At 60.9% G+C, this 22,655-nt stretch carries 18 protein-coding genes; 2 read left to right on the plus strand and 16 right to left on the minus strand.

Annotated elements, in window-relative coordinates:
• Nucleotides 1–6: 6 nt before the first annotated feature.
• A complete protein-coding gene (gene brxL / locus AB9K35_RS14720; protein ID WP_369927172.1) occupies nucleotides 7–2,082 on the plus strand; it encodes a BREX system Lon protease-like protein BrxL in 2,076 nt (691 codons plus the stop codon).
• A 39-nt stretch (nucleotides 2,083–2,121) separates the two neighbouring features.
• A complete protein-coding gene (locus AB9K35_RS14725; RefSeq protein ID WP_369927174.1) occupies nucleotides 2,122–3,258 on the plus strand; it encodes a DUF4268 domain-containing protein in 1,137 nt (378 codons plus the stop codon).
• Nucleotides 3,259–3,444: 186 nt separating this feature from the next.
• On the opposite strand, the gene AB9K35_RS14730 is transcribed toward AB9K35_RS14725, so the two are convergent.
• The 16 genes from AB9K35_RS14730 to AB9K35_RS14805 form a co-directional block, all read right to left on the minus strand.
• Entirely contained in the window at nucleotides 3,445–3,975 is a 531-nt protein-coding gene (locus AB9K35_RS14730; RefSeq protein WP_369927176.1) for a uracil-DNA glycosylase family protein, read from the minus strand.
• 206 nt (nucleotides 3,976–4,181) lie between these two features.
• Nucleotides 4,182–4,379: a hypothetical protein gene (locus AB9K35_RS14735; RefSeq protein WP_091845792.1), complete on the minus strand. Its 198-nt coding sequence runs from the start codon at nucleotides 4,377–4,379 to the stop codon at nucleotides 4,182–4,184.
• 251 nt (nucleotides 4,380–4,630) lie between these two features.
• On the minus strand, nucleotides 4,631–5,704 hold the full coding sequence (locus tag AB9K35_RS14740; RefSeq protein WP_369927178.1) for a hypothetical protein: 1,074 nt from the start codon (nucleotides 5,702–5,704) through the stop codon (nucleotides 4,631–4,633).
• A gap of 87 nt (nucleotides 5,705–5,791) precedes the next feature.
• Complete coding sequence (locus tag AB9K35_RS14745; RefSeq protein WP_369927180.1) at nucleotides 5,792–7,012, minus strand: type II toxin-antitoxin system HipA family toxin; 1,221 nt, start codon at nucleotides 7,010–7,012, stop codon at nucleotides 5,792–5,794.
• A complete protein-coding gene (locus tag AB9K35_RS14750; protein ID WP_058260762.1) occupies nucleotides 7,005–7,307 on the minus strand; it encodes a helix-turn-helix domain-containing protein in 303 nt (100 codons plus the stop codon). The genes AB9K35_RS14745 and AB9K35_RS14750 overlap by 8 nt, the downstream gene beginning before the upstream one ends.
• A 235-nt stretch (nucleotides 7,308–7,542) precedes the next feature.
• A complete protein-coding gene (locus tag AB9K35_RS14755; RefSeq protein ID WP_369927182.1) occupies nucleotides 7,543–8,406 on the minus strand; it encodes a hypothetical protein in 864 nt (287 codons plus the stop codon).
• 579 nt (nucleotides 8,407–8,985) lie between these two features.
• On the minus strand, nucleotides 8,986–10,599 hold the full coding sequence (locus tag AB9K35_RS14760) for an AMP-binding protein (RefSeq protein WP_369927184.1): 1,614 nt from the start codon (nucleotides 10,597–10,599) through the stop codon (nucleotides 8,986–8,988).
• Between the two features lies 1 nt (nucleotide 10,600).
• A complete protein-coding gene (locus tag AB9K35_RS14765) occupies nucleotides 10,601–11,761 on the minus strand; it encodes an acyl-CoA dehydrogenase family protein (protein WP_369927186.1) in 1,161 nt (386 codons plus the stop codon).
• A gap of 110 nt (nucleotides 11,762–11,871) precedes the next feature.
• Nucleotides 11,872–12,678 carry an enoyl-CoA hydratase family protein gene (locus AB9K35_RS14770; RefSeq protein WP_369927188.1) on the minus strand — a complete coding sequence of 269 codons (807 nt, stop codon included), beginning with the start codon at nucleotides 12,676–12,678 and terminating at the stop codon, nucleotides 11,872–11,874.
• Nucleotides 12,675–13,127 (minus strand): MarR family transcriptional regulator, encoded by a 453-nt coding sequence (locus AB9K35_RS14775; protein ID WP_222454009.1) that lies wholly within the window; start codon nucleotides 13,125–13,127, stop codon nucleotides 12,675–12,677. Before AB9K35_RS14775 ends, AB9K35_RS14770 begins: the two co-directional genes overlap by 4 nt.
• The gene (locus tag AB9K35_RS14780) at nucleotides 13,124–13,849 is read right to left on the minus strand and encodes an SDR family NAD(P)-dependent oxidoreductase (RefSeq protein WP_369927190.1); all 726 of its coding nucleotides are present in this window, start codon (nucleotides 13,847–13,849) and stop codon (nucleotides 13,124–13,126) included. The genes AB9K35_RS14775 and AB9K35_RS14780 overlap by 4 nt, the downstream gene beginning before the upstream one ends.
• A complete protein-coding gene (locus AB9K35_RS14785) occupies nucleotides 13,846–16,140 on the minus strand; it encodes a bifunctional salicylyl-CoA 5-hydroxylase/oxidoreductase (protein ID WP_369927192.1) in 2,295 nt (764 codons plus the stop codon). Before AB9K35_RS14785 ends, AB9K35_RS14780 begins: the two co-directional genes overlap by 4 nt.
• A 148-nt stretch (nucleotides 16,141–16,288) precedes the next feature.
• Entirely contained in the window at nucleotides 16,289–18,529 is a 2,241-nt protein-coding gene (ptsP, locus tag AB9K35_RS14790; protein ID WP_222454012.1) for a phosphoenolpyruvate--protein phosphotransferase, read from the minus strand.
• Nucleotides 18,530–18,830: 301 nt separating this feature from the next.
• On the minus strand, nucleotides 18,831–20,069 hold the full coding sequence (locus tag AB9K35_RS14795) for an aspartate kinase (RefSeq protein ID WP_222454013.1): 1,239 nt from the start codon (nucleotides 20,067–20,069) through the stop codon (nucleotides 18,831–18,833).
• A 168-nt stretch (nucleotides 20,070–20,237) separates the two neighbouring features.
• A complete protein-coding gene (locus AB9K35_RS14800) occupies nucleotides 20,238–21,686 on the minus strand; it encodes a TrkH family potassium uptake protein (protein ID WP_369927195.1) in 1,449 nt (482 codons plus the stop codon).
• 47 nt (nucleotides 21,687–21,733) lie between these two features.
• Complete coding sequence (locus AB9K35_RS14805) at nucleotides 21,734–22,522, minus strand: hypothetical protein (RefSeq protein ID WP_369927197.1); 789 nt, start codon at nucleotides 22,520–22,522, stop codon at nucleotides 21,734–21,736.
• Between the last annotated feature and the right edge of the window lie 133 nt (nucleotides 22,523–22,655).

Raw genomic sequence — 22,655 nt, forward strand, 5'->3', positions numbered from 1 at the left:
CCTATCATGAGCGCACTCGACGAAAAGATTAACGAGCATTTCGCGGGCTACGTGGTCCGCAAAGACCTTGTTAAAGCGGTCAAAGGCAACGCAATCGTTCCAACATATGTCCTCGAATACCTGCTTGGGCAGTACTGTGCGACTGACGACGAAGCATCGATCGAGAGCGGCATCGAAACCGTCAAAGAAATCCTTAGAAAGCACTACGTTCACAGAAGCGAAGCGGGACTGATCCAATCCACGATCAAGGAAAAGGGTCGCTACAAGGTCATCGATCAGATCAGCGTCTCACTGAACGAAAAAACAGACAGTTACGAAGCCACGTTCGACAACCTGGGCATCAAAAAGGTTGCGGTGGATAGCGGAACGGTCAAAGCGCACCCAAAGCTGCTTGTGACCGGCGTATGGTGTATTGCCGATGTCCAATACGAGTTTTCAGAGGACGCAAGAACATCTCCGTGGGTGCTCGAGACCATCAAACCCATTCAGATCGCAAAGGTCGATTACGAGGGGTACAAGGAGGCGCGCGCGCAATTTTCCAAAGAAGAGTGGATCGATCTCCTGATGCAGTCGATCGGCTTCAATCCTGAAGCCTTCGGCCGCCGAAGCAAGCTCCTGCAGCTGATGCGCCTGATCCCCTTCGTCGAGCGAAATTACAACATCATCGAACTTGGCCCAAAGGGTACGGGTAAATCGCATATCTACTCTGAGTTTTCGCCACACGGCCAGCTGATCTCTGGCGGCGAAGTGACCATCCCGAAGCTGTTTGTAAACAACTCGAATGGGCGGATCGGACTGGTCGGCTACTGGGATGTCGTGGCCTTTGATGAATTTGCGGGACGCGAGAAAACCGCGAACAAAGCCTTGGTCGATATCATGAAAAACTACATGGCAAACAAGACCTTCTCGCGCGGGGTTAACCCCATGGGGGCAGAAGCGAGCTTCGCGTTTGTCGGCAACACAGACCACAATGTGCCATTCATGCTCAAGAACAGCGACTTGTTCGAAGCCCTGCCGCCCCAGTTCCATGACTCTGCATTCATTGACCGCCTCCACGCTTATCTGCCTGGCTGGGAGATCGACGTGATCCGAGGCGAGATGTTCACCACTGGCTACGGGTTCATTGTCGACTACCTCGCCGAGATCCTTCGCCATTTGCGCCAAGAAGACTTCTCCAACCGGCCGGACCTGCATTTCAAAGTCAGCGAGAAGATTTCAACCCGTGATCGGGACGCCGTCTACAAGACCATGTCGGGCTTCCTGAAGGTGATTTTCCCTGCCGGAGATGAAACAGCCGATGACGTTGAAGAGCTCTTGCAGCTCGCACTTGAAAGTCGAAAGCGCGTAAAGGACCAACTGTTTCGGATCGATGCGACCTATCCAGATGTCGACTTCTTCTACACTGGCTCTGACGGGGAAAAGCGGCGCGTCCAAACCGTCGAAGAGCAAGAGTTCCCCCAATTCTACTATCTGAAACCTGCCTTAGACCCAAAGCAGCAGGACCAATCCACTGATGCAGTCGATGATGACGTCATCGAAGTCGAACATGTGCCGGGCGAAACATCGGAGACCTCAGCGCCCGCCAAGCCGCGCACCGAAGAGGGGCACCACGTATTCGCCGAAAACCGAAAGGGCGTCAGCTACGATAAACTGTTTGGGCCCTATCTGGACGGTGCATCTCGGATCGTGGTGACAGACCCCTACATTCGCTATTTTTACCAGATCAAGAACATGATGGAATTCGTCGAAATGGTCATTCAACGCAAGGCGTTGGAAGATCAAGTGGCCATCCATCTTGTCACCGGGCCTGATGACGGAAACGTGCAAAAGCAACGCGAATTGCTGGAGAGCATTACCGAGGCATGCATTGGTTCGGGCGTTGATTTCACCTGGGCATTTGATGGTTCAGGGACCGCGCACTCGAGAGATATCGTCACCGATACCGGCTGGAAAATCGTACTTGATCGCGGTCTAGATATTTTCCAAGCGCCTATGCGACGTGACGGGTTCAGCCTAGGTGACCGCCTGCAGGAGCACCGCATGCTGAAGAACTTCTATGTGACCTATGTGCGGCAAGACTAACGGTGAAACTGAGTAGATATTTCATAAAAGAGCCAAGCCATGTTCCGCGTTGATTTGAACCAAAACCGTTTGTCCCGCCTATCCCAAAAGCGCTTTTCTGAGTTGAACCTGCGCGAGCGCGACCATCTGCAGGAGTGGCTGGCGAACCAGCCTGACGCCCTCGGTGAAGAATTGCTGATCATTCAGAAGGAGTTCGACGGGTTTGATGAAACCCGCGAACACCTGGATCTCTTGGCGCTCGACAAGGACGGCAACCTCGTTGTGATCGAGAACAAGCTTGATGACAGCGGCAGGGATGTCACCTGGCAGGCGCTGAAATACACCGCCTATGTCTCGGGCCTGACCAAGACGCAGATCGTCGACATCTATCAGCAATACCTCGACCGCTATGCGGGCGGTGGCAATGCGGCCGTGCGGATCTGTGAGTTCATGGAGGTCGAGGAGTTGGAAGAGACCGTCCTGAACCCCGGTAATGACCAAAGGATGATCTTCATCGCAGCCAATTTTCGGCGCGAGGTCACGGCAACGGTGCTGTGGCTCCTTAGCCGCGGAATTCGCGCACAATGCTTCAAGGTGACCCCATATTCGTTTGGCGACGAGCTGATGGTCGACATTCAGCAGATCATACCTACGCCTGAGGCGGCAGACTTCATGATCGGAATGTCTAGCAAAGAAAACGAAGAGAAAGCCATTCAGGACACACAGAAGAAGCGGCATAAACTGCGCTTGGACTTCTGGGAAGCGGCCCTTGAACAGCTGCGTGTCGACGGCGTTACACTTTACCAGAATATCAGCCCTACCAAGGATCATTGGCTCAGCGCAGGATCTGGGACCCGGTCTTGCCCCTATCAGATGATCTTCTCGAGAGATGAAGCGCGGGTCGAGATAAGCTTGCAGCGGTCAGAAACCGCAGAGAACAAATGGCTGTTCGATCAATTATATGGACAGAAAGATGCGATCGAGGCGGCGTTCGGTGCTGAGCTTGATTGGCGACGCATGGATGACAAGAAGGCAAGCCGCATCGTCTACGCTCAACCCTTTGACGGTTTCAACCGGGAAGCATGGCCCGAGATGATTGGTTGGCTTGCGGCTCATATCCAAAAACTGGAAGCGGCTTTCAGCGAACCGCTTTCGCGACTAAACCCGCAGGTCCGCTCTCAAGACGAAGCGACCTAGCTGGCAACCTTTTTTTCAGCGATGAAGGCCAGGACGGGAAACCCGCCCTGGCGCTCAGGTCACTCGGTGACCGGATCTTCGTCCCGGCGCGGAAAGGGGACCATTTCGACGTCGGGGATCCTATCGGGATTTCGACCTCAGAACAGAGGCAGCCCAATTTCGCACGCTTTGGGCCGTCCGCCGGCTTCACTCAACTGCAGCGAATTGGTCTTCAGCCCAGCGGCGAATTTTTTCTTCTCGCGGCATGCCTCGATATTGGCGCGGAGTATTCCAGGCTTGGGTTGATGGGTGCCCTGTTCGGTAGGCTCTTATGTCAGGAATATGCTCTTCAAACACTTCGTGGGCGAACTGTGCCGCCTTTCCCAGATAAACGATGATTTCGGGCTGAACGCGTTGCAAACGGGCAATGAGCCTAGCCCGGTTCTCGGGTGCCAGAACGTCCTGTCTGCGTGGCTGCGTGCTCCCATCATATCCCTCGCGCTCGGGATATCTTGGCAGTGAATGTGCATTGACTAAGCTGTAGGCATCTAGTTGCGGCGATGGAAAAACCAGCGGATGCAGGACCTGCAAGCGTCGCAGCATGATTTCAAGATTTTGTCCGGACTGCCCTGCGAAAGGCCGTCCGTCCCGTTCTTCTTCACGTCCAGGACAGGCCCCGACCAGCAGTACTCTTGGATGTACATCGACAAATCTGAAATCAGCGGCGTTCCTACACATCTCGAAAACCTAGCTGACCATGATCGGGAACCCAAGGGCACCGGCGACGTGGTGCGAATACGTCCTTACAGTCCAGCCGATAGCGAAGTGAATACGGCAGAAATCAATCGGCCATGCCCACGAAATTTCACCTGAAAGCCGAACTACAGATTAGTTCTGTCGCCCCAGAAGAAAGCCAGGGCGGGAAACCCGCCCTGGCGCTAAGGTCACTCGTTGACCGGTTCTTCATCGCGGCGTGGGAAGGCGACCATTTCGACATCGGGGAACATGCTGTGTTTGACGTTGATCGAGGTGATGTTGCCGCTGTCGTCGGTGTTGACGAAGAGGACGCCGCAGCGGTCCCAGAAGTTCTTGCCGTCTTTTTCGCCGGATTTGACGTTCAGTTTCAGAGTTTGAGTAGCCATTTTTCGATCCTCACTTTGAATGTTTCGATTAACATGACCAAAGCTGGCACCAAGGGGCTGTCAGCGAGAAAATTGCCTCGCGAGGAATGCGCTGGCGCAGGGGAATTTTCTGATTGAAGTGGGGACTGCCCCGCGTCTGACACGACTGCCCGCTTATGTTCAGCAATCGGAAACACGACAGTGAGAACGAAAAATTGGCATCCCCAAAATACTGCTGCGTAACTTACAAAAGCCTCAAAAAAGAACCAGAACTAGAGACCACGGCCTGGCCAACTGAAACCAAAATGACGGACGTAGTATTTATCATGCATGTACTTCAGATCGTCTTCCCAATCCGAAATCGCATCCTCGTAGCCACGTGACTGCATTTTCTTGAAGTTTTTCGCTAGACCGGCAATGTGATAAGCGATTTTTCTAAGCCTCAAAGCAGACTTTGGTTCGCCCCACATACGAAGCGCCGAAATCCCTTCGACTGGTGGAAGATGCCCCGAGAAGCAGCGGTCCAGGATCAACTGCCGTGTTGATGCTGGCAAGCCATTTGTTTTCCCGACGGTATATCCGAGCACTTTCAGAAAGCTTTCCTCAGCCCTCTCGAAATCGCCACCACCATGACCGCTTCCCACATCTGTGGTTGGCCATTTGAACGCTTCCACCTCGGGCAGATCTCGGACCCTTCGCCTCCACTCCTTTTCGACGGCGGAAACAATCAAGAGGTGTTCGTTTTTCTTTTGACCTGTCGAATTGGCCGCACGTGATGTGTTTGCCTTCCACAGGTTTAGGAGTTGCTCATTGTTTGACTTGGACAGGGAAGAGCGAATTCTTTTTCCGCTTTCGACGAGTGATGACATCTCTCGCTTCTGACGAGCTTTTGCTTGTCGCTTCACCTCTTCTTTTCTGCGAGCTTCTTTTGATTTCGCCTTTTCCTGCATCTTTTGGACTTTTTGCTCTTTGGCTGCCCGCTGTTGATCGAGATGCCGCCGCTTTCTAGCAGCTGCTTCGATAATCTTTGCCCATGAATGAAAGTGTCGCTTGTAGATCAAGTCTATTTCCGCCTCGTGGCGGATGACGGTTTGCCCTTTGAAGGTCAGGCCGACCGTGAATTTCGGTCCTTCCTGCGGAGACCCGACCCACATTTCGTCTCTCATCACAGTGAAGAGACGCACGAAAACCTGGTTGAAGGTCGGATCGTCGCCAAAGCCGTGCAGTTCCTGATAAGCCTTGCCGACAGCAACCCACTCTTTTGGCTGATCAGCCAAGCTGTTCAAAACGAAAAGCGACAGCTTTCGAACAGTATCGAGACTAGGTTCAAATTTGGATCTGCTCATGTGCATCCGCTTTCAAGAGTATTTTTTTGGAGGCCAATGGAGTTGCGCCCTCATCTCAAGAGCCGCAGGCTGGCCGATCAACATAATTCACGCTCGCGCCCGATCCGCTGCCTCGTGCTCGAAGGCTGTCGCCATCTCCCTGATCTCCCGCTCTGGAGCCCCCAAGGCACGGGCAACGTCACGCCAAGCGATAGTCGCTTCTACGACCTCTGCAATGATACGATCTGCCTCGCCATGTTCGAGAAGATAGGATTCATGTTGCGCGCGGTGCAGGGCGATACTGGCATCCGGATTATCGTCATCAACGTAGCTTTTGAGCACGCGCGGTTGGTTCGGCACAGGGTTGATGTCGTAGGCCGGTGAAAGGTGCCATCCGCCACGCCCACGCAGAAATCCATGATTGCGCATATGGTCATCAAGGTTCGTCACGAGAATGGAAAAGGCCACCCGCCGGTAGAGTTCCTCGCGGTCTTGGTCGGGCGTTACGCTTTCTGAGGTGATGATATCTGCCAGGTCCAAATAGCTGTAGCTTTCGCCATCCTTGCCGCCCAGCATCGCCATAGCTGAGATGAACGGGATCCTGCCGTCCTCGTTCCGGTCAAACCGATGGGACAGGAAAACAGGCTTGTCGCCAGCCATCTCAAGCGTGTGATCCGAGACCGTAATTCCAGCGCGCCTTGCCAGCTCCAGCGCTATGGCCTCCCAGCGTTCCACGCAATAGGTGTCGGTCTCTTTCGGGAACTTGGCGACAGACAGGCGGCCGTGCTGGTCAAGGATGCTGGCCTTTGGCCGAGCGCCGCCCAGAGAACTTCCCGGTGCAAACAGCATTTTGAGGTCCTCAGCGGTCTCCTCCCCGCGCAGAACGCGCTCAGACGCATGAAGCAAATCCCCGAGGCTCACGAGCGCAGGCACGCCGATGCCTTCGCGTGCTTGAAAGTCGCCATCAACCCTGAAGCGCAGCGCACCCAAACGGGTCTCATCATTCACCCCAAGCAGGTAGTCGGTTTCTTGCAGCACTCTCGGACGTCGCCCCTCGGCCTCTGCCATGCGCCCCTCATAGCGCCGCATCACAGTTCTGCCCCAGGTGTCGGGGGCAGAATCTCCAAGCGGTGCAAGCATGTCCTGCCCTGCCTCAGGCACGAATTGCCCTCTGACGAGAGGCATGTCCGGCGAAAGCCCAAAGGCATTTTCGTCGGCAAGCCAGCCGTCATGATAGGTAAAGGACACCCGCTCTCGGCCGCGCCCCGCTGTGCGGTGGAGCGTGCCAACCCGTTTCAGCCCCTTCCAGTCGATCCAGACCTCAACCATTTTTCAATCTCGCACGCTGCGGGAGGTCATCCAGGGCCATCTGCTCGCCAACCGGATCGTCGATATCCCCCCAACCTTTCAGAAGGCCGAGCGCCTGCAACACGGCCACGTAAGTGCCGATCTTCACTGCGGGGTTGCCGCTTTCGATCTTGGCGATGGTCTGCCGCGTTGTGCCAGCACGCTGCGCAACAATCTCAGCGGTCAGTTTGCGGCGCAGTCGTGCAACACGAATGTTTTCCCCAAGTGCCACGAGCTCCTTACGCGCCGCCCTGGGCATTTTGATCGGAACAGCCATAATGATATCTCCAAGCGACACTAAGCACCAATATGTTACGCTGAGAAAACATTAATGTCAAATTTCATCGCTTAGCTCCATAACCCAACGCCGCTACACCAGCCGCATCTTATGTTAACTTAATATAACATTGGGGGCGTTAAAGTTACCATTACGCCACACAATCCGGTTACCTAACCGCACTCATCCAACGCGTCTGCTCGAACGAAACGATTGCGTTGCCTTCCCTCGAAAGTCACGCCTGCAGCCCCGCAGCCCGCACCTGCTCAGGCGTCACCATCTTGGATGCGATCAAATCCTCGATCTGCCGGTTGGTGATGTGGCGGCACAAGGGATGGCGCTCGTGGATCCACTCGGCGAGGCTGGCGCGCCCCTTGGCTTCGGCCTCTCGCGCTTTCTCGCGGTCGGCCTGGATCTGGGCCAGCCCCTTCTCCCAACGCCGCATCTTGAACCAGTTGTCCGAGAAACAAACCTTGCTGCGGGTGTAGCCCTCGCTTTCCTTCGCATAGGCTTTGACCGCCTGAAGCAGGTCTTCGGGCTTCACACCGGCCTTCAGGGCCGCAGCGATTAGGCGCAGACTGGTTCGCCGGTCTCGGATCCTGTCTTCGGGATAGGCCGCCAAGATCTTCTCAGCTTCAAGATCTTCAACCTCCGCCGCCGCCTCGCGCCTGCGCGTAGGTGGTTTATGGATGGTTTTAGGGTGGTTTGGGGTCCACCGTGAACCCCGTACCCCGTCCACCGTGGACCCCGTACCGGGTTCAGGCTGGACGGGGTTCACAGTGACCCCCGTCTCAATCTCGGGCTCCGCCGTGGGTTCGAGCGCGGCCACGCGCTCCAGAACGATGCGGTAAATGACGGTGTAGCCATTCTTGCAGTGCCGCCGTCCCGTCTCAATCAGAATGCCTTCGCGTAGGAAGTCGATGATGGTGCGCTTGACCGTGCTCTCGCTGAGCTCTGTGTGGCGCTGGATGGTCCCCTTCGAACACCAGATACCAGAGCCATCGTCGCTCGCTTTGTCGGCTAGGAACATGATGATCTGCTTGCGCGCGGCGCTGCCAAAGCGGCGCTCGGCGCATTCATTTGCAATGCGCCAGCTCATGGTCTCACCGCCAATTGGGTTGAGGTTAGACCGGAAATGCCGTAAGCATTGGGACGGAAATATTCTTCTATGCCGTTGAGGTGGGTGGCCGCCCCCTCAGCGGTTTTTCTTTGCCCTTTCGCCAGAGCGGGAGAGTGTGAAAAACCGTTTACTTGGGCCTCGTAACCTATTGAAAAGTGACCCTGAACGAAACAAGTCCGTTTACAATTTTTCCCTTTGATATCAACGAAATTTTCCGGATTGCAAATCCGTGTACACCGGTTCGATTCCGGTACTCGCCTCCAAACAAAATCAAGCCCTTGCGCTGATTTAACCAACCCCCAAAACGTCAAGAACAACACTTCCTCAGAGCGGACACTTTGCTTGCGGCTCAGCGCAGCGAAATCTAGGTTTCTTCGCCTAGAAGTCACGGCAAGTGGCACCTCCGGACCTCCAGCGCCCTGCATAGCAACGGTATGCGATCACCGCGGCGACCTCTGCAAAGGCGTAAAATTGCCCCAGGTCGCCGCCAGCAAAACCTTCCCGGCCTATCTCTGCGTCATCTCAGAAAGAAAAACTGCATGAAACCGGAGGGGACCTTTACTGTTTCAACCGGAACCGCTGGATCTTGCCGGTCTCGGTTTTGGGCAGAGCATCGGTGAACAGGATGGACCGCGGGTATTTATACGGGGCAATCTCTGCCTTCACGTGGTCCTGAAGAAGCTTGACAAGCTCTTCACCCGGCTGATGGCCCTCGGCCAATACCACGTGTGCCTGCACGATCTCGCCACGCGCCTCGTCCGGCGCGCCGACCACCGCGCATTCCGCCACGGCCGGATGTGCCAGCAGCGCTGCCTCGACCTCCGGGCCGGCAATGTTGTACCCCGCCGACACGATCATATCGTCGTTGCGGGCCGCAAAATGCAGATACCCCTCGGCATCCTGGACAAAACTGTCGCCGGTGATGTTCCAGCCGCCCTGCACGTAATCCGCCTGCCGCGCGTCCGCCAAGTATCGGCAGCCGGTCGGCCCCTTCACCGCCAGCCTGCCGACCACGCCGCGCGGGGCCTCATTGCCGTCGGCGTCCAGCACCTTCACCTCATAGCCGCTCACCGGTTTGCCGGTGCAGGCGGGCTTGTGATCGCTGAAACGGTTGGAGATGAAGATATGCAGCATCTCGGTGGCCCCAATGCCATCCAGCATCGGCTTGCCGGTCTTCTCCATCCACTCCTGGTACACCGGCGCGGGCAAGGTTTCCCCGGCCGAGACCGCCGCCCTGAGCGAGGACAGATCCGCCCCCTCCTCCATCGCGCGCAGCATCACGCGATAGGCGGTTGGCGCGGTAAAACAGACAGTTGCGCGGTATTTCTCGATGATCTCGACCAGGTTCGGCGGGCTGGCATTTTCCAAAAGCGTCGCCGCCGCGCCGAAGCGCAAGGGAAAGATCGCCAGACCGCCAAGGCCAAATGTAAAGGCCAGCGGCGGCGAGCCCACGAACACGTCCTCGGGCTGCACATCCAGCACCTCGCGCGCATAGCCGTCGGCGATCATCAACAGGTCGCGGTGAAAATGCATCGTCGCCTTGGGCGATCCCGTGGTGCCCGAGGTGAACCCCAGCAGCGCCACATCGTCCCGGCCCGTCTTCACCGCCTCATAACTCACCGGTTTTTCCAGCGCCAGCCGGTCCAGCTCCGCATCGTGGTTGGAGGTGCCGTCAAACCCCACCACAGTTTTCAGGAATTCCGAATCCTTGGCACAGGCGACCAGTTCGTCCTTCAGCCGGGTGTCGCACAGGGCGTGGGAGATCTCCGCCTTGTCGACGATCTTGGCCAGCTCGCCCCGGCGCAGCATCGGCATGGTGTTGACCACCACCGCGCCCGCCTTGGTCGCCGCCAGCCAGCAGGCCACCATCGCCGGGTTGTTGGCCGAGCGTATCAGCACCCGGTTGCCCGGCTTTACACCCAGGTCCTCTGTCAGCACATGCGCCAGCCGGTTGGTCCAGTCGGCCAGTTCCTTGTAGGTGCGATAACGCCCGTTGCCGATCAGTGCAGTGCGGTCGCCGAACCCCTTCTCCACCATCGCATCGGTTAGCTCGACTGCAGCATTCAGGTATTCGGGATAGTCGAACCCCTCCAGCAGGAATTCCGGCCATTGCTCTGCCGGAGGCAGGTTGTCGCGGGTGAACGTATCCACATGCGCTGTCGGTCCCAGCATCTCAATTTCCTCCCTGAAAGGCGGCCAGTGCCTGGCGCGCGATCACCACCCGCTGCACGTCTGATGCACCCTCGTAAATGCGCAGCGCACGGATATCGCGGTAGAGTTCCTCCACCTTCTGCCCCGAACGGACCCCGTCGCCGCCATGCAACTGCACAGCCTTGTCGATGACTTGCTGCGCCTGGTCGGTGGAGAACAGCTTGGCCATCGCGGCCTCGCGCGTCACCCGCGCAGCGCCGGTGTCCTTGGCCCAGGCGGCGCGGTAGACCAGCAGCGCCGCGGCGTCCACATCCAGCGCCATGTCGGCGATATGGCCCTGCACCATCTGCAAGTCGAACAGCGGCGCGCCCTGCACCTGCCGGGTGGTGACACGCTCCAGCGCTTCATCCAGCGCGCGGCGGGCAAAGCCCAGTGCCGCCGCCGCCACGGTGGAGCGGAACACATCCAGCACCGACATGGCGATCTTGAAGCCCTGCCCCGGCTGGCCCAGCAGGGCGGATTTCGGAATGCGGCAGTCGGTAAAGCGCAAGGTCGCCAGGGGATGCGGCGCGATCACCTGCTGACGCTCCACCACCTCGAACCCCGGCAGGCCCGCAGGCACCACAAAGGCGCTCAATCCCTTGGCGCCCGGTGCTTCCCCCGTGCGGGCAAACAGCGTGTAGACATCGGCGATGCCGCCGTTGGAAATCCAGGTCTTCTCGCCGTTCAGCACATAAAAATCGCCGTCCAGCGTCGCGGTCATGGTGGAGTTCGCCACATCCGACCCCGACTGCGGCTCGGTCAGCGCGAAGGCCGAGATCGCCTTGCCCGCCCGCGTCAGCGGCAACCATTCCGCCTGCTGCTCCGGCGTGCCGAACAGCGAAATTGCCCCGGTGCCCAGCCCCTGCATGGCAAAGGCAAAATCGGCCAGCCCGTCATGGCGCGCCAGCGTCTCGCGGATCAGGCACAGCGTGCGCACATCCAGCTGCTCGCCCGCTTCTGCCCCGCTGTGCCGGGTCCAACCCGCCGCGCCCAGCGCCGCCACCAGCGAGCGGCAGGCCGTATCCGTGTCGGAATGATCAATCCCCCCCAGATGCGCCCCGGCCCAATCGTCCAGCTCCGCCGCCAGGGCACGGTGCCGGTCTTCAAAGAACGGCCAGGTTAGAAAGCTCTTGTCCGCCATCCGCGTCTCCTCCCGGTGAACAGGCTGCGCGCCCGTTTCATCTTTCCCCAAATACTCCCGCCGGAGGCACCCGCGCTCTACTGCCGCGCAGGTTCCGGCGGTGCCGCGGCTCAGTCGCCTTCAAACAGCGGCTTTTCCTTGTTCACAAAGGCATGATAGGCGCGCTCGAAATCCGCCGTCTGCATGCAGATCGCCTGCGCCTGCGCCTCGGCCTCGATCGCCTGTTCGATCGACATCGACCATTCCTGCGCCAGCATCGTCTTGGTCATCATGTGACCAAAGTTGGGCCCGGCCGCGATCCGTGCGGCCCAGCTCTGCGCCTCACCCTCCAGCTCATCCGCCGCCACCAGTTTGTTGTGGAACCCCCAGGCATGGCCCTCCTCGGCACTCATCGAGCGGCCGGTGTACAGAAGCTCCGCAGCCCGGCCCTGGCCGATGATGCGCGGCAGGATCGCGCAGGCGCCCATGTCGCAGCCCGCCAGCCCCACCCGGGTGAACAGGAACGCGGTCTTGGCCTCGGGCGTGGCAATGCGGATATCCGACGCCATGGCGATGATCGCGCCTGCGCCCACGCAGATGCCGTCAATCGCCGCAATCACCGGCTTGCCGCAGTTCACGATCGCCTTGACCAGATCGCCGGTCATGCGGGTAAAGGCCAGAAGCTCCTTCATGCTCATCTTGGTCAGCGGGCCGATGATGTCATGCACATCCCCGCCCGAGCAGAAATTGCCACCATTGGAGGCAAAGACCACCGCATTGACGCTGTCATCATAATGCAGATCGCGGAACCAGTCGCGCAGCTCAGCATAGCTGTCGAACGTCAGCGGGTTCTTGCGCTCCGGCCGGTTCAGCGAGACGGTGGCGATGCCATCCTCGATCCGGCACAGGAAATGCTCCGGGGTGCGGTCTACCTTCATGCTCTCTCTCCGTTCTCCAGCCGCCGGGCAACCGCGTCCAGGCTCTCGGCAATCGCCTGCGCCTCATCTGCGGTCAGCCCGTCAAAGGCGGCGTTGATCCAGCCTTCATGCGCCTCGGCCTGGCGGGCGAACTCGGCCCGCCCCGCAGGCGTCAGCCGCACCAGGTTGGCGCGGCGGTCCCCTTCGACCTTCTCGCGCTGCACATGGCCATCTTCGACCAGCCGCTCCACGATGCCGGTCACATTGCCGTTGGAGACTTTCAGAACCCCCGACAGCTCACTCATTTTCAAGCCTTTTTCGTGCTGCACCAAGGCTGCCATCACGTCAAAACGCGGCAGCGTGGTGGCGAACTCGCGCCGCAGGTTCTCGCGCACATTGCTCTCGACCGCCTTGGTCGCCTTCAGCACTTTCAGCCACAGCCGCAGCCGATCCTTGGACGTGGTGCTCAAATCTCACCTCCCGACACGCTCATCGCGTGCCCGTTGACCGAGGACGCACCGGGCGAGGCCAGGAACACCGCCGTGGCCGCGACCTCTTCGGGCATGATCAGCCGCTGCATCGGGTTGCCGCCAACCACCATTCTCACCGCCTTCTCCCGCGGGATGTCATGCCGGGCCATCAGCCCGGCGATCGCGCTTTCCGCCATTTCGGTATTGACAAATCCGGGACAGATCGCGTTGCAGGTGATGCCCCGCTTGGCCACCCCCTGCGCGACCGAGCGCACCAGCCCCAGCACCCCGTGTTTCGACGCCGCATAGGCCGGGATCTGCGCCCCGCCCTGCAAGGACGCGGTCGAGGCGATGGCGATCAGCCGCCCGCCTGTCCCCATTCCCGCCCGCAAGGCCTCGCGGAAGGTCAGGAAGGTGCCGGTCATGTTTACCGTCAGCGTGTGCTGCCAATCCGCCAGCTCGACATCCTCGATCCGCCCTGCCACGCCCGTGCCCGCATTGGCCACGACCACGTCGAAAGGATTTTCGAACAGCGCCTTGACCTGCGCCTCGTCAGTCACATCCGCCTCGCGGATCTCCATCTGATGGCCCGCTGCCGCCGCTTCCAGCGGCGCGCGGCGGCGGCCGGTGATGGTGACGTCGCACCCCTCGGCGGCAAAGGCATGAGCGATTGCCCGGCCGATGCCGGTGCCGCCGCCTGTCACTAGAACCCGTCGTGTCATGCCCGGATCACCTCCGCTTCGCGGTCCGCCAGCCGCCAGGCCTGATCGCGCCCGGCGTGATAGGGCAGCGGCCAGTCCCCGTGCCGGTCGCCGATGCGCGCGGCCTCGTGCAGCGTCCAATAGGGGTCGGCCAGATGCGGCCGCCCGACGCAGACCAGATCCGCCCGCCCCGCCATCAGGATCGAGTTGGCGTGGTCCGCCTCATAGATGTTGCCGACCGCCATGGTGGCAATTTCCGCCTCATTGCGGATGCGGTCGGAGAACGGCGTCTGGAACATGCGCCCGTAGACCGGCTGCGCATCAACCGAGGTCTGCCCGGCGGAGACGTCGATGATATCCGCACCGGCGACAGTGAAGGCCTTCGCAATCTCGACTGCTTCCTCCGGGGTCACGCCTTCGTCGCCGACCCAGTCGTTGGCAGAGATCCGCACCGACATCGGCTTGCCCTCTGGCCAGACCGCGCGCATCGCCTGGAACACCTCCAGCGGGTAGCGCAGCCGGTTTTCCAGCGAGCCGCCGTAGGCATCCTGTCGGATGTTGGATTTGGGCGAAATGAAGGACGAGATCAGATAGCCGTGCGCGGCGTGGAGTTCGATCATGTCGAAGCCCGCGCGCTCTGCCATCTGTGCGGCCGCAACAAATTCATCGCGGATCTGGTCCATCTCCGCCCGCGAAATCTCGCGCGGCGCGGGATTGTTGTCCGACCACGGGATCGCCGAGGCCGAAACCGTCTCCCAGTTACCCTCAGGCAGCGGCGCGTCCATTTCCTCCCAGCCCAGCTGGGTCGATCCCTTGCGCCCGGAATGGCCGATCTGGCAGCAGATCCTGGCGCTGGTCTCTCCGTGCACGAAATCCACCAGCCGGGTCCAGGCGGCTTCATGCTCCGGCGCGTAGAGCCCCGGACAGCCCGGCGTGATCCGCCCCTCCGCCGACACGCAGGTCATCTCGGTGTAGACCAGCCCGGCGCCACCCTTGGCGCGCTCGCCATAGTGGATCAGGTGCCAGTCGGTCGGGCAGCCGTCGACGGCCTTGTACTGCGCCATGGGCGAAACCACGATGCGGTTCTTCAGATCCATATCACGCAGTTTAAACGGCGCGAACATCGGCGGCCGCACCGGCGCATCGGCGGGCGCACCTGCCTTGGTCTGGAACCACTTCTCGGCGCTTTGCAGCCAATCCGCATCGCGCAGGCGCAGGTTTTCATGGGAAATCCGCTGCGAGCGGGTCAGCAGCGAATAGTTGAACTGCACCGGATCCATGTCCAGGTAGCGCTCCACCTCCTCGAACCACTCCAGCGAGTTGCGCGCCGCCGACTGCAGCCGCAGCACGTCCAGCCGCCGTTCGTCCTGATAGCGCTCAAAGGCGCGCTCCAGCGTGGGTTCGGTGCTGACCAGCTCCGCCAGGGCAATCGCGCTGTCAAAGGCCAGCCGCGTGCCCGACCCGATCGAGAAATGCGCCGTGGCCGAGGCATCGCCCAGCAGCACCACGTTTTCATGGTACCACTTCTCGCACAGCACCCGCGGGAAGTTGATCCAGACAGCCGCCCCGCGCAGATGCGCCGCGTTAGACATCAGCGCATGGCCGTCCAGATGATCGGCAAAGATCTCCTCGCAGGTGCGGATGATCTCTTCCTTGCTCATCCCCTCGAACCCCCAGTTCTGCCAGGTCTGGGCCGAGCATTCGACGATCACCGTCGCGGTGTCGTCGTCGAACTGGTAGGCATGGATCCACATCCAGCCGTGCTTGGTCTTCTCGAAGATGAAGGTGAAGGCATCGTCGAATTTCTGATGCGTACCCAGCCAGATGAACTTGCAGGGGCGCACGTCGATCTGCGGTTTAAAGTGCTCCGCGAACTCATTGCGAACGCTGGAATTCAGCCCGTCGCAGCCGACCACCAGATCATAGTCTTTCTGATACTCCGACGCGGGCTTGGCGATGGTTTCATACTGCAGGTCCACCCCCAGCTCGCGCGCCCGCTCCTGCAACAGCAGCAGCATCTTCTTGCGCCCGATGCCGGCAAAACCGTGCCCCCCGGAGACCGTGCGCGTGCCGTTGTGCACCACCGCGATGTCATCCCAATAGGCAAAATTCGCGCGGATCGCCTCGGCGCTTTGCGGATCGTTGGCCCGCAGGTTCTCCAGCGCGTCATCCGACAGCACCACACCCCAGCCAAAGGTGTCATCGGCGCGGTTGCGCTCGATCACCGTCACCTCCGCCTCGGGCTGGCGAAGTTTCAATGAGATCGCAAAATACAGCCCCGCAGGACCGCCTCCCAGACAGGCGACTTTCATGCGCATCCCTCCCGCTCAGCCTTAAACCGTTTCCCAGAGGATAGGCCGCTGCGGAAATAAATTTCAAGCCTAAAGTTTTAGGTTTGAAATATGCGCGCACGGGGCTGCCACGGCTGCCTGAAAAGCAGCCGCGCACAAGGGTCATTGCTTAAAGCTCGCGCAGGTACTGCATCACCGCAGGACGCACGGATTGCTCTCCGCGCTGACGGGCTTCGGCGATGATCTTGCGGATCTTCTCCAGGTCGACCCGCAGCAACAGCGATTTTACCGGCCCGATCGACGCCGGGCGCATCGACAGCGTGCGGATACCCATGGCCGCCAGGCAGACGGCTTCGACCGGGCGTCCCGCATCCTCGCCGCAGAAGCTCAGCGGGGTTCCCGAAATCGCGCAGCGTTCGACGATCTGTTCGATGAAGCTCAGAAAGCTGACGTTCAGCGTGTCATACCGTTTGCGCACCCGCTCGTTCTCGCGGTCGGCCGCAAAGAAGAACTGTTTGAGGTCATTGCCGCCAATCGACAGGAAGCTCACCTCGTCAAAGAACTTTTGCGGCGCATAGGCCAGCGACGGGGTTTCCAGCATCGCGCCCACCTTCAGCTCCGAAGGCAGCGCATGGCCGAGAATCCGCTCGCGCTCGATGGTCTTGTCGACCTCGGCCTTGGCGGCACGGTATTCCTCGAACTGGGCCACGAAGGGGAACATGATCGACAGCGGCCGCCCCTCGGCCGCGCGAAACAGCGCCTGCAGCTGCATCCGCATCACGCCGGGCTTGTCCAGCCCGACCCGGATCGCCCGCCAGCCCAACGCCGGGTTCGGCTCATCCGTTGGCTTCATGTAGGGCAGCACCTTGTCCGACCCGATGTCGAGTGTCCGGAACACCACCGGCTTGCCATGCGCCGCATCCAGGACCCGCTTGTACAGGGCCACCAGCTCCGAACGCTTCGGCATCTGGTTGCGCACCAGGAATTGCAACTCGGTGCGGAACAGCCCCACGCCCTCGGCGCCGGAGCCCTCGAGCGACGGCAGGTCCGCCATCAGACCGGCGTTCATCACCATGTTGATATGCTGACCATCGGTGGTGATCGCCGGGGTGTTGCGGATCGAGGCGTAACGCTCCTGCGCCTTGGTGTGCATCGCGATCTTGTCGCGAAACGCCCCCACCACCGTGTCATCCGGACGCAGATGCACCACGCCCTGATCGCCGTCGACCATGATGTGGTCGCCATTCAGCGCCTCGGTGGTGATCCGCTTGGCGTTGACCACCAGCGGGATCGCCAGCGCCCGCGCCACGATCGCCGCGTGGGAGCCGACAGACCCCTCCTCCAGCACGATCCCACGCAGGGACCGACCGTATTCCAACAGGTCGCCGGGGCCGATGTTGCGGGCAATCAGGATCGGGTTTTCCGGCAGCTCGGCACCAGTATCCGCGCCCTGCCCGGTCAGGATCCGCAGCAGGCGGTTGGACAGGTCATCAAGGTCGCTCAACCGCTCCCGCAGGTAGGCATCCTGCACCTGCGCCATTCTCGACCGCGCCTGCGACTGTTCCTTTTCCACCGCGGCCTCGGCGCTGAGCCCGCGGGCGATGTCCTCTTCCATGCGCCGCATCCAACCCTTGGAGTTGGCAAACATCCGATAGGCCTCAAGCACTTGCAGCTGTTCCTTGTCGCCGTTGCGCGACACCTCCAGCATCTTGTCGACCCCGACGCGCAGTTCTTCGACGGCCTCGTTGAGCCGCTCCAGCTCGCGCTTGGGATCGTCGGCAATCGGGTTGGTCACGATGACGCGCGGCTCATGCAGCCAGACATGGCCCTCGGCCGCTCCCTCCTGCGCCGAGGTGCCGTGAATCAGGACCGCCTGCTGGTGCAAGGGCGACAACGCCGCGCCCTCACCGACAAAGGCGCCCAGCTCGGTCATCTCGGCGATGACCATCGCCACCACCTCCAGCGCATAGACCGCGTCGGACGAAAACTCCCGCGCCTCCTTCGACTGCACGACCAGCACGCCCAGCATTTCGCCCAGCCGCTGGATCGGCACGCCAAGGAACGAGGAATACCGCTCCTCACCGGTTTCCGGCATGTAGCGAAAGCCTTTGGCGTTGGGCGCATCCGGCGTGTTCACCACCTTGCCGTATTTGGCCACGCGCCCCACCAGCCCTTCGCCGATGCGCATGCGGGTCTGGTGGACGGATTCGGCCAGCAGACCCTCGGTCGCGCAGAGCTCCAGCGTTTCCTCATCGCGAAACAGGTAGACCGAGCAGACCTCGGTGCCCATGCTGTCGGCAATCAGATGGGTTATCTTGTCAAGCCGCGCCTGCCCGGCATCATCGCCGGCCATCGCCTCACGCAGACGCACCAGAAGTTTCCGGCTTTCGGATTCCATCGTATCAGCCATTCTCACCCTTTCTCGGGCCCACCCTTTTCCCGGGCATAATCCCTGCGCGTCGGCGCATCATCACCTCCTCAGGAGCGGACAGGTTTACAGCCACGCAGCCCAAAGACGTGCGCCAGCGCACTCTCCTCCCCCCTCTTCTCCCACCCTGACGGGAAAAGTCCAAGCGTTTTTATCCCTTTGCCCGCTAACATCACGGTCCGCCGGAAAAATGGGCACGCGGCAGGGCAAGCGCCCCTTGAAACGGCAAAGGCGCCCCCAGGACGCCTTTGCTTTGTACGAAAAATCGTTTGCGTGCCGAAACTTAGGCAGCCTTGTCCAGCTCGAACGCATCATGCAGCGCCTGGACGGCCAGCTCCATGTACTTGCGGTCGATCAGCACCGAAATCTTGATCTCGGAGGTGGTGATGACCTTGATGTTGATGCCTTCGTCCGACAGCACCTTGAACATCTTGGCCGCGACACCGGATTGCGAGCGCATGCCGATGCCCACCACCGACACCTTGGCGACATCCTTGTCGGCCAGCAGCTCGGCATAGTTCAGCTCGCCCTTTTCCTTGATCGCCAGCAGCGCTTGCTCAGCGCGCGCCACCTGGTCGGTGGGGCAGGAGAAGGTCATGTCGGTGCGGCCCTCTTCGGAGATGTCCTGCACGATCATGTCAACGTTCACACCCGCGTCGGACAGCGTGGTGAAGATGGTTGCCGCGATGCCGGGACGGTCCGCCACCGACTGCACGGTCAGCTTGGCTTCGTCACGGGAATAGGCCACACCGGCCACAACATTGGATTCCATGATTTCCTCCTCGTCGCAGACCAGGGTTCCGGCCTCGTCGGACTGTTCCTCAAAGCTCGACAGCACGCGCAATTTCACCTTGTAGCGCATTGCCAGTTCAACCGAGCGGGTTTGCAGCACCTTGGCCCCCAGCGAGGCCAGCTCCAGCATCTCTTCAAAGGCGATCTTGTCCAGCTTGCGCGCCTTGTCGCAAATCCGCGGGTCGGTGGTGTAGACCCCGTCCACATCGGTGTAGATGTCACAGCGCTCCGCGTCAAAAGCCGCCGCGAACGCCACGGCCGTGGTGTCGGAACCGCCGCGCCCCAAGGTGGTGATGCGCCCTTCGGGGCTGATGCCCTGAAAGCCCGCAACCACCGCCACCTTCATGCCCTCGGCAAACTTGGCGTTGATGTTCTCCGGCGGGATCTCCTCGATCCGGGCCTGGCTGTGGGCGGAGTTGGTCTTGAGCGGCACCTGCCAGCCCTGCCAGCTGCGCGCCGGGATATCCATCTCCTGCAGCGTCAGCGCCATCAGGCCGGCGGTGACATTCTCGCCCGAGGACACCACGGCGTCATATTCGCGGGCGTCATACAGCGGCGAGGTCTCGTCGACCCAGCCCACCAGCTCGTTGGTCTTGCCGGACATGGCAGAGACGATGACGATCACGTCATAGCCCTTGGCCACCTCGACGCCGACGCGTTTGGCGGCACGTCGAATTCGGTCCAGGTTGGCGACGGATGTGCCGCCGAATTTCATCACAAGTACGGGCATGCGGAACGGGTCTCCCTGCGCTTGCGGGTTTCGATCCCGAGCCTCATATGCGACCCCCCGCCCAAGGGCAAGAGCGGGCAGCCCCCGAGGGCAAGGAAGCTGCGCGCAACAGCGCGTTTTGCACCGCGGCAAACCGCCACAACGGCAGCCTTGCGCAATTTCCGCAAATCAGCTGCGCCAGAAGCGCACCGTCAGCATCGCGTAGACCGCCATCAGCTCCAGCCGCCCGATCAGCATCGCCGCGATCAGGAGCCACTTGGCCGGATCGTTCAGGGTCGAGAAATTTCCGGCAGGCCCGATGGTGTCACCGAGGCCCGGTCCGATATTGGCCACGGCCGTCGCCGCGCCGGATACGGAGGTCACGAAATCCAGCCCCGTCAGCGCCAGCCCCCAGGCGACCAGCCCTACCGTGACGACGAAGAACATGAAAAACGAGATCACCGAACTCAGCACCTCGGCGTCCACCACCCGCCCGTCATACCGGGTCGGGAACACCCCATGCGGCGAGCGGATGCGCTGGATCTGCGCCCGGATCGAGGCAAACAGCAGCTGGTAGCGGAAGATCTTCACCGAACAGGCGGTCGAGCCCGCGCAGCCACCGATCAGCCCGATGAAGAAGAACACCATGATCAGGAAATTGCCCCACTGCATGTAGTCCACGCTGGCATATCCCGTCCCCGAGATGATCGAGGTAATGTTGAACAGCGCCTCGCGGAACGCCTGTTCCGGATGGTGCGGAAACACGGTGAGCAGCACGCCGGTGGTCACCACCACCAGGATCGCGATGGTTGCCATGAACACGCGGATCTGGCTGTCGCGCAACAGCGGCTGCCCATGGCCGTTGATCAGCTGCACATAGCGCACAAAGGGCAGCGCCGCCGCGATCATGAAAAAGGAGGCCGCATATTCCGCCGGGCCCGAAAACGTGCCGAAGGAGGCATCGTAATTCGAAAACCCGCCCGTCGACATCGTGGTCAGCGCATGCACCAGCGCGTCGAAGGCGCTCATCCCCAGCACCATGTAAACCAGCACGCAGGCCATCGTCAGCGACACGTAGATCAGCGAGATCTGCTTGGCGATCGCCTGCGCACGCGGCAGGATCTTCCCCATCGTGTCAAAGGCTTCGGAGCGGAAAATCTGCATGCCGCCGACCCGCAGCTCGGGCAGGAAGACCATCGCCACGACGATGATGCCGATACCGCCCAGCCATTGCAGGATGCCCCGCCACAGCAGCAGGCCGCGCGGCAGCCCATCAAGCCCGGAGATCACCGTGGATCCGGTGGTGGTCAGCCCCGACATCGCCTCGAAGAAGGCGTCAACGAACCGCAGATCGGTCGCGCCCAGCATCAGCGGGATCGCCCCGAACAAGGGCAGCGCCACCCAGACCGTCGTGGTCAACAAGAAGGTCTGGCGGATGCTCAGTCCCTCGCGCACGCCATTGGCGCAGCTCAGCGACAGCAGCCCCCCCACCAGGATGGTGAAGATGGCGCTCTCCAGGAACACATGCCATTCCCCGCGGCCGTCCATCAGATCGACCAGCAGCGGGAACAGCATCATGGCTCCCAAAATTACGACCAACAGGCCAATGACATACCCGACCGGGCGGAAATCCAACATGCGGCGAAGCGTTGGCCTCCCACGCGCTAAGTGTCAAGACTGCGGCGTTATTTGCCGCTGCCCCCCTTGTCGTCAGACTCGCCGGATCGTGTGGCGCGGCCCGTGCTCTGCGGCATTTGCGGCGGCTTGGCCGGTTGGCGCGGACGCTTCGCAGCGGTCGCCGACTCGCCACCTTCGCTGTGGCCACCCGTGCGACGCGAGGGCGGAAAGGTTGCCGGTCCCGTAGCCTTCGCCTCGGACGTCGTCGCCGATGCGCGCGGGGTCGTCACCGGTGCCTTGGCTGCTGGCTCTGACTTGCCAGACGGCGGCGTCGACGCCGCGGGTTTTGCCGCGTCTTTGGGTGTGACCGCAGGCGCCTGTTCCGCGGCGGCGGTGGCGGGTTTGCTGCTGGTCGGGCGAGCGGGTGCCTTGCGCCGAGCGGGCTTTGCCGTGGTGGACTCGCTGGTCGCGGACGTGCCGGTCGCGGTTTTGGTGGTTGCGGTTTTATTGGTCGCAGTTTTGGAGGACGCAGTTTTGCGGGGCGCGCGCTTTACTTCAGCGGCCTTGGCTGTCTCGGCCTTCGGCCGGTCCGACGGCTCCACGCTGGTCTCGGCGGCGCGGCCAGCCTCGGTCGGCGTCGGGGCCGTCGTCTCCTCTTGCGGCGCGGCAGCCGGGCCACCTTGCAGCAACCGCTGCTGCGCCGCCATCAGGCTCTGCGCCACGCGCAGCTGATGAAACGGTGCCTGTACCGCCAGTTCCGTGGCCTGCCGCCACAGTTTCAACTGGAAACCCGCCGCGGTACCGGCCCATTCATGCGCTCGCATCGCCATCCCGGCCATCTGGTGAAAACCTGTCATCTGATACTCCTCGCTTGCGGCGTCAGCTGAAGAACCGGCCCCTCAGGCATCCGGTCCACCAGCCCGGCTGGGCGCACAGGCGCCCTCCCCCAAAGGTCGTTTCAGGGGATTCGCTCACAAGGCTAACATGATA

This window comes from Leisingera sp. XS_AS12, assembly GCF_041224635.1.
In the GTDB taxonomy this organism is placed as follows: Bacteria; Pseudomonadota; Alphaproteobacteria; order Rhodobacterales; family Rhodobacteraceae; genus Leisingera.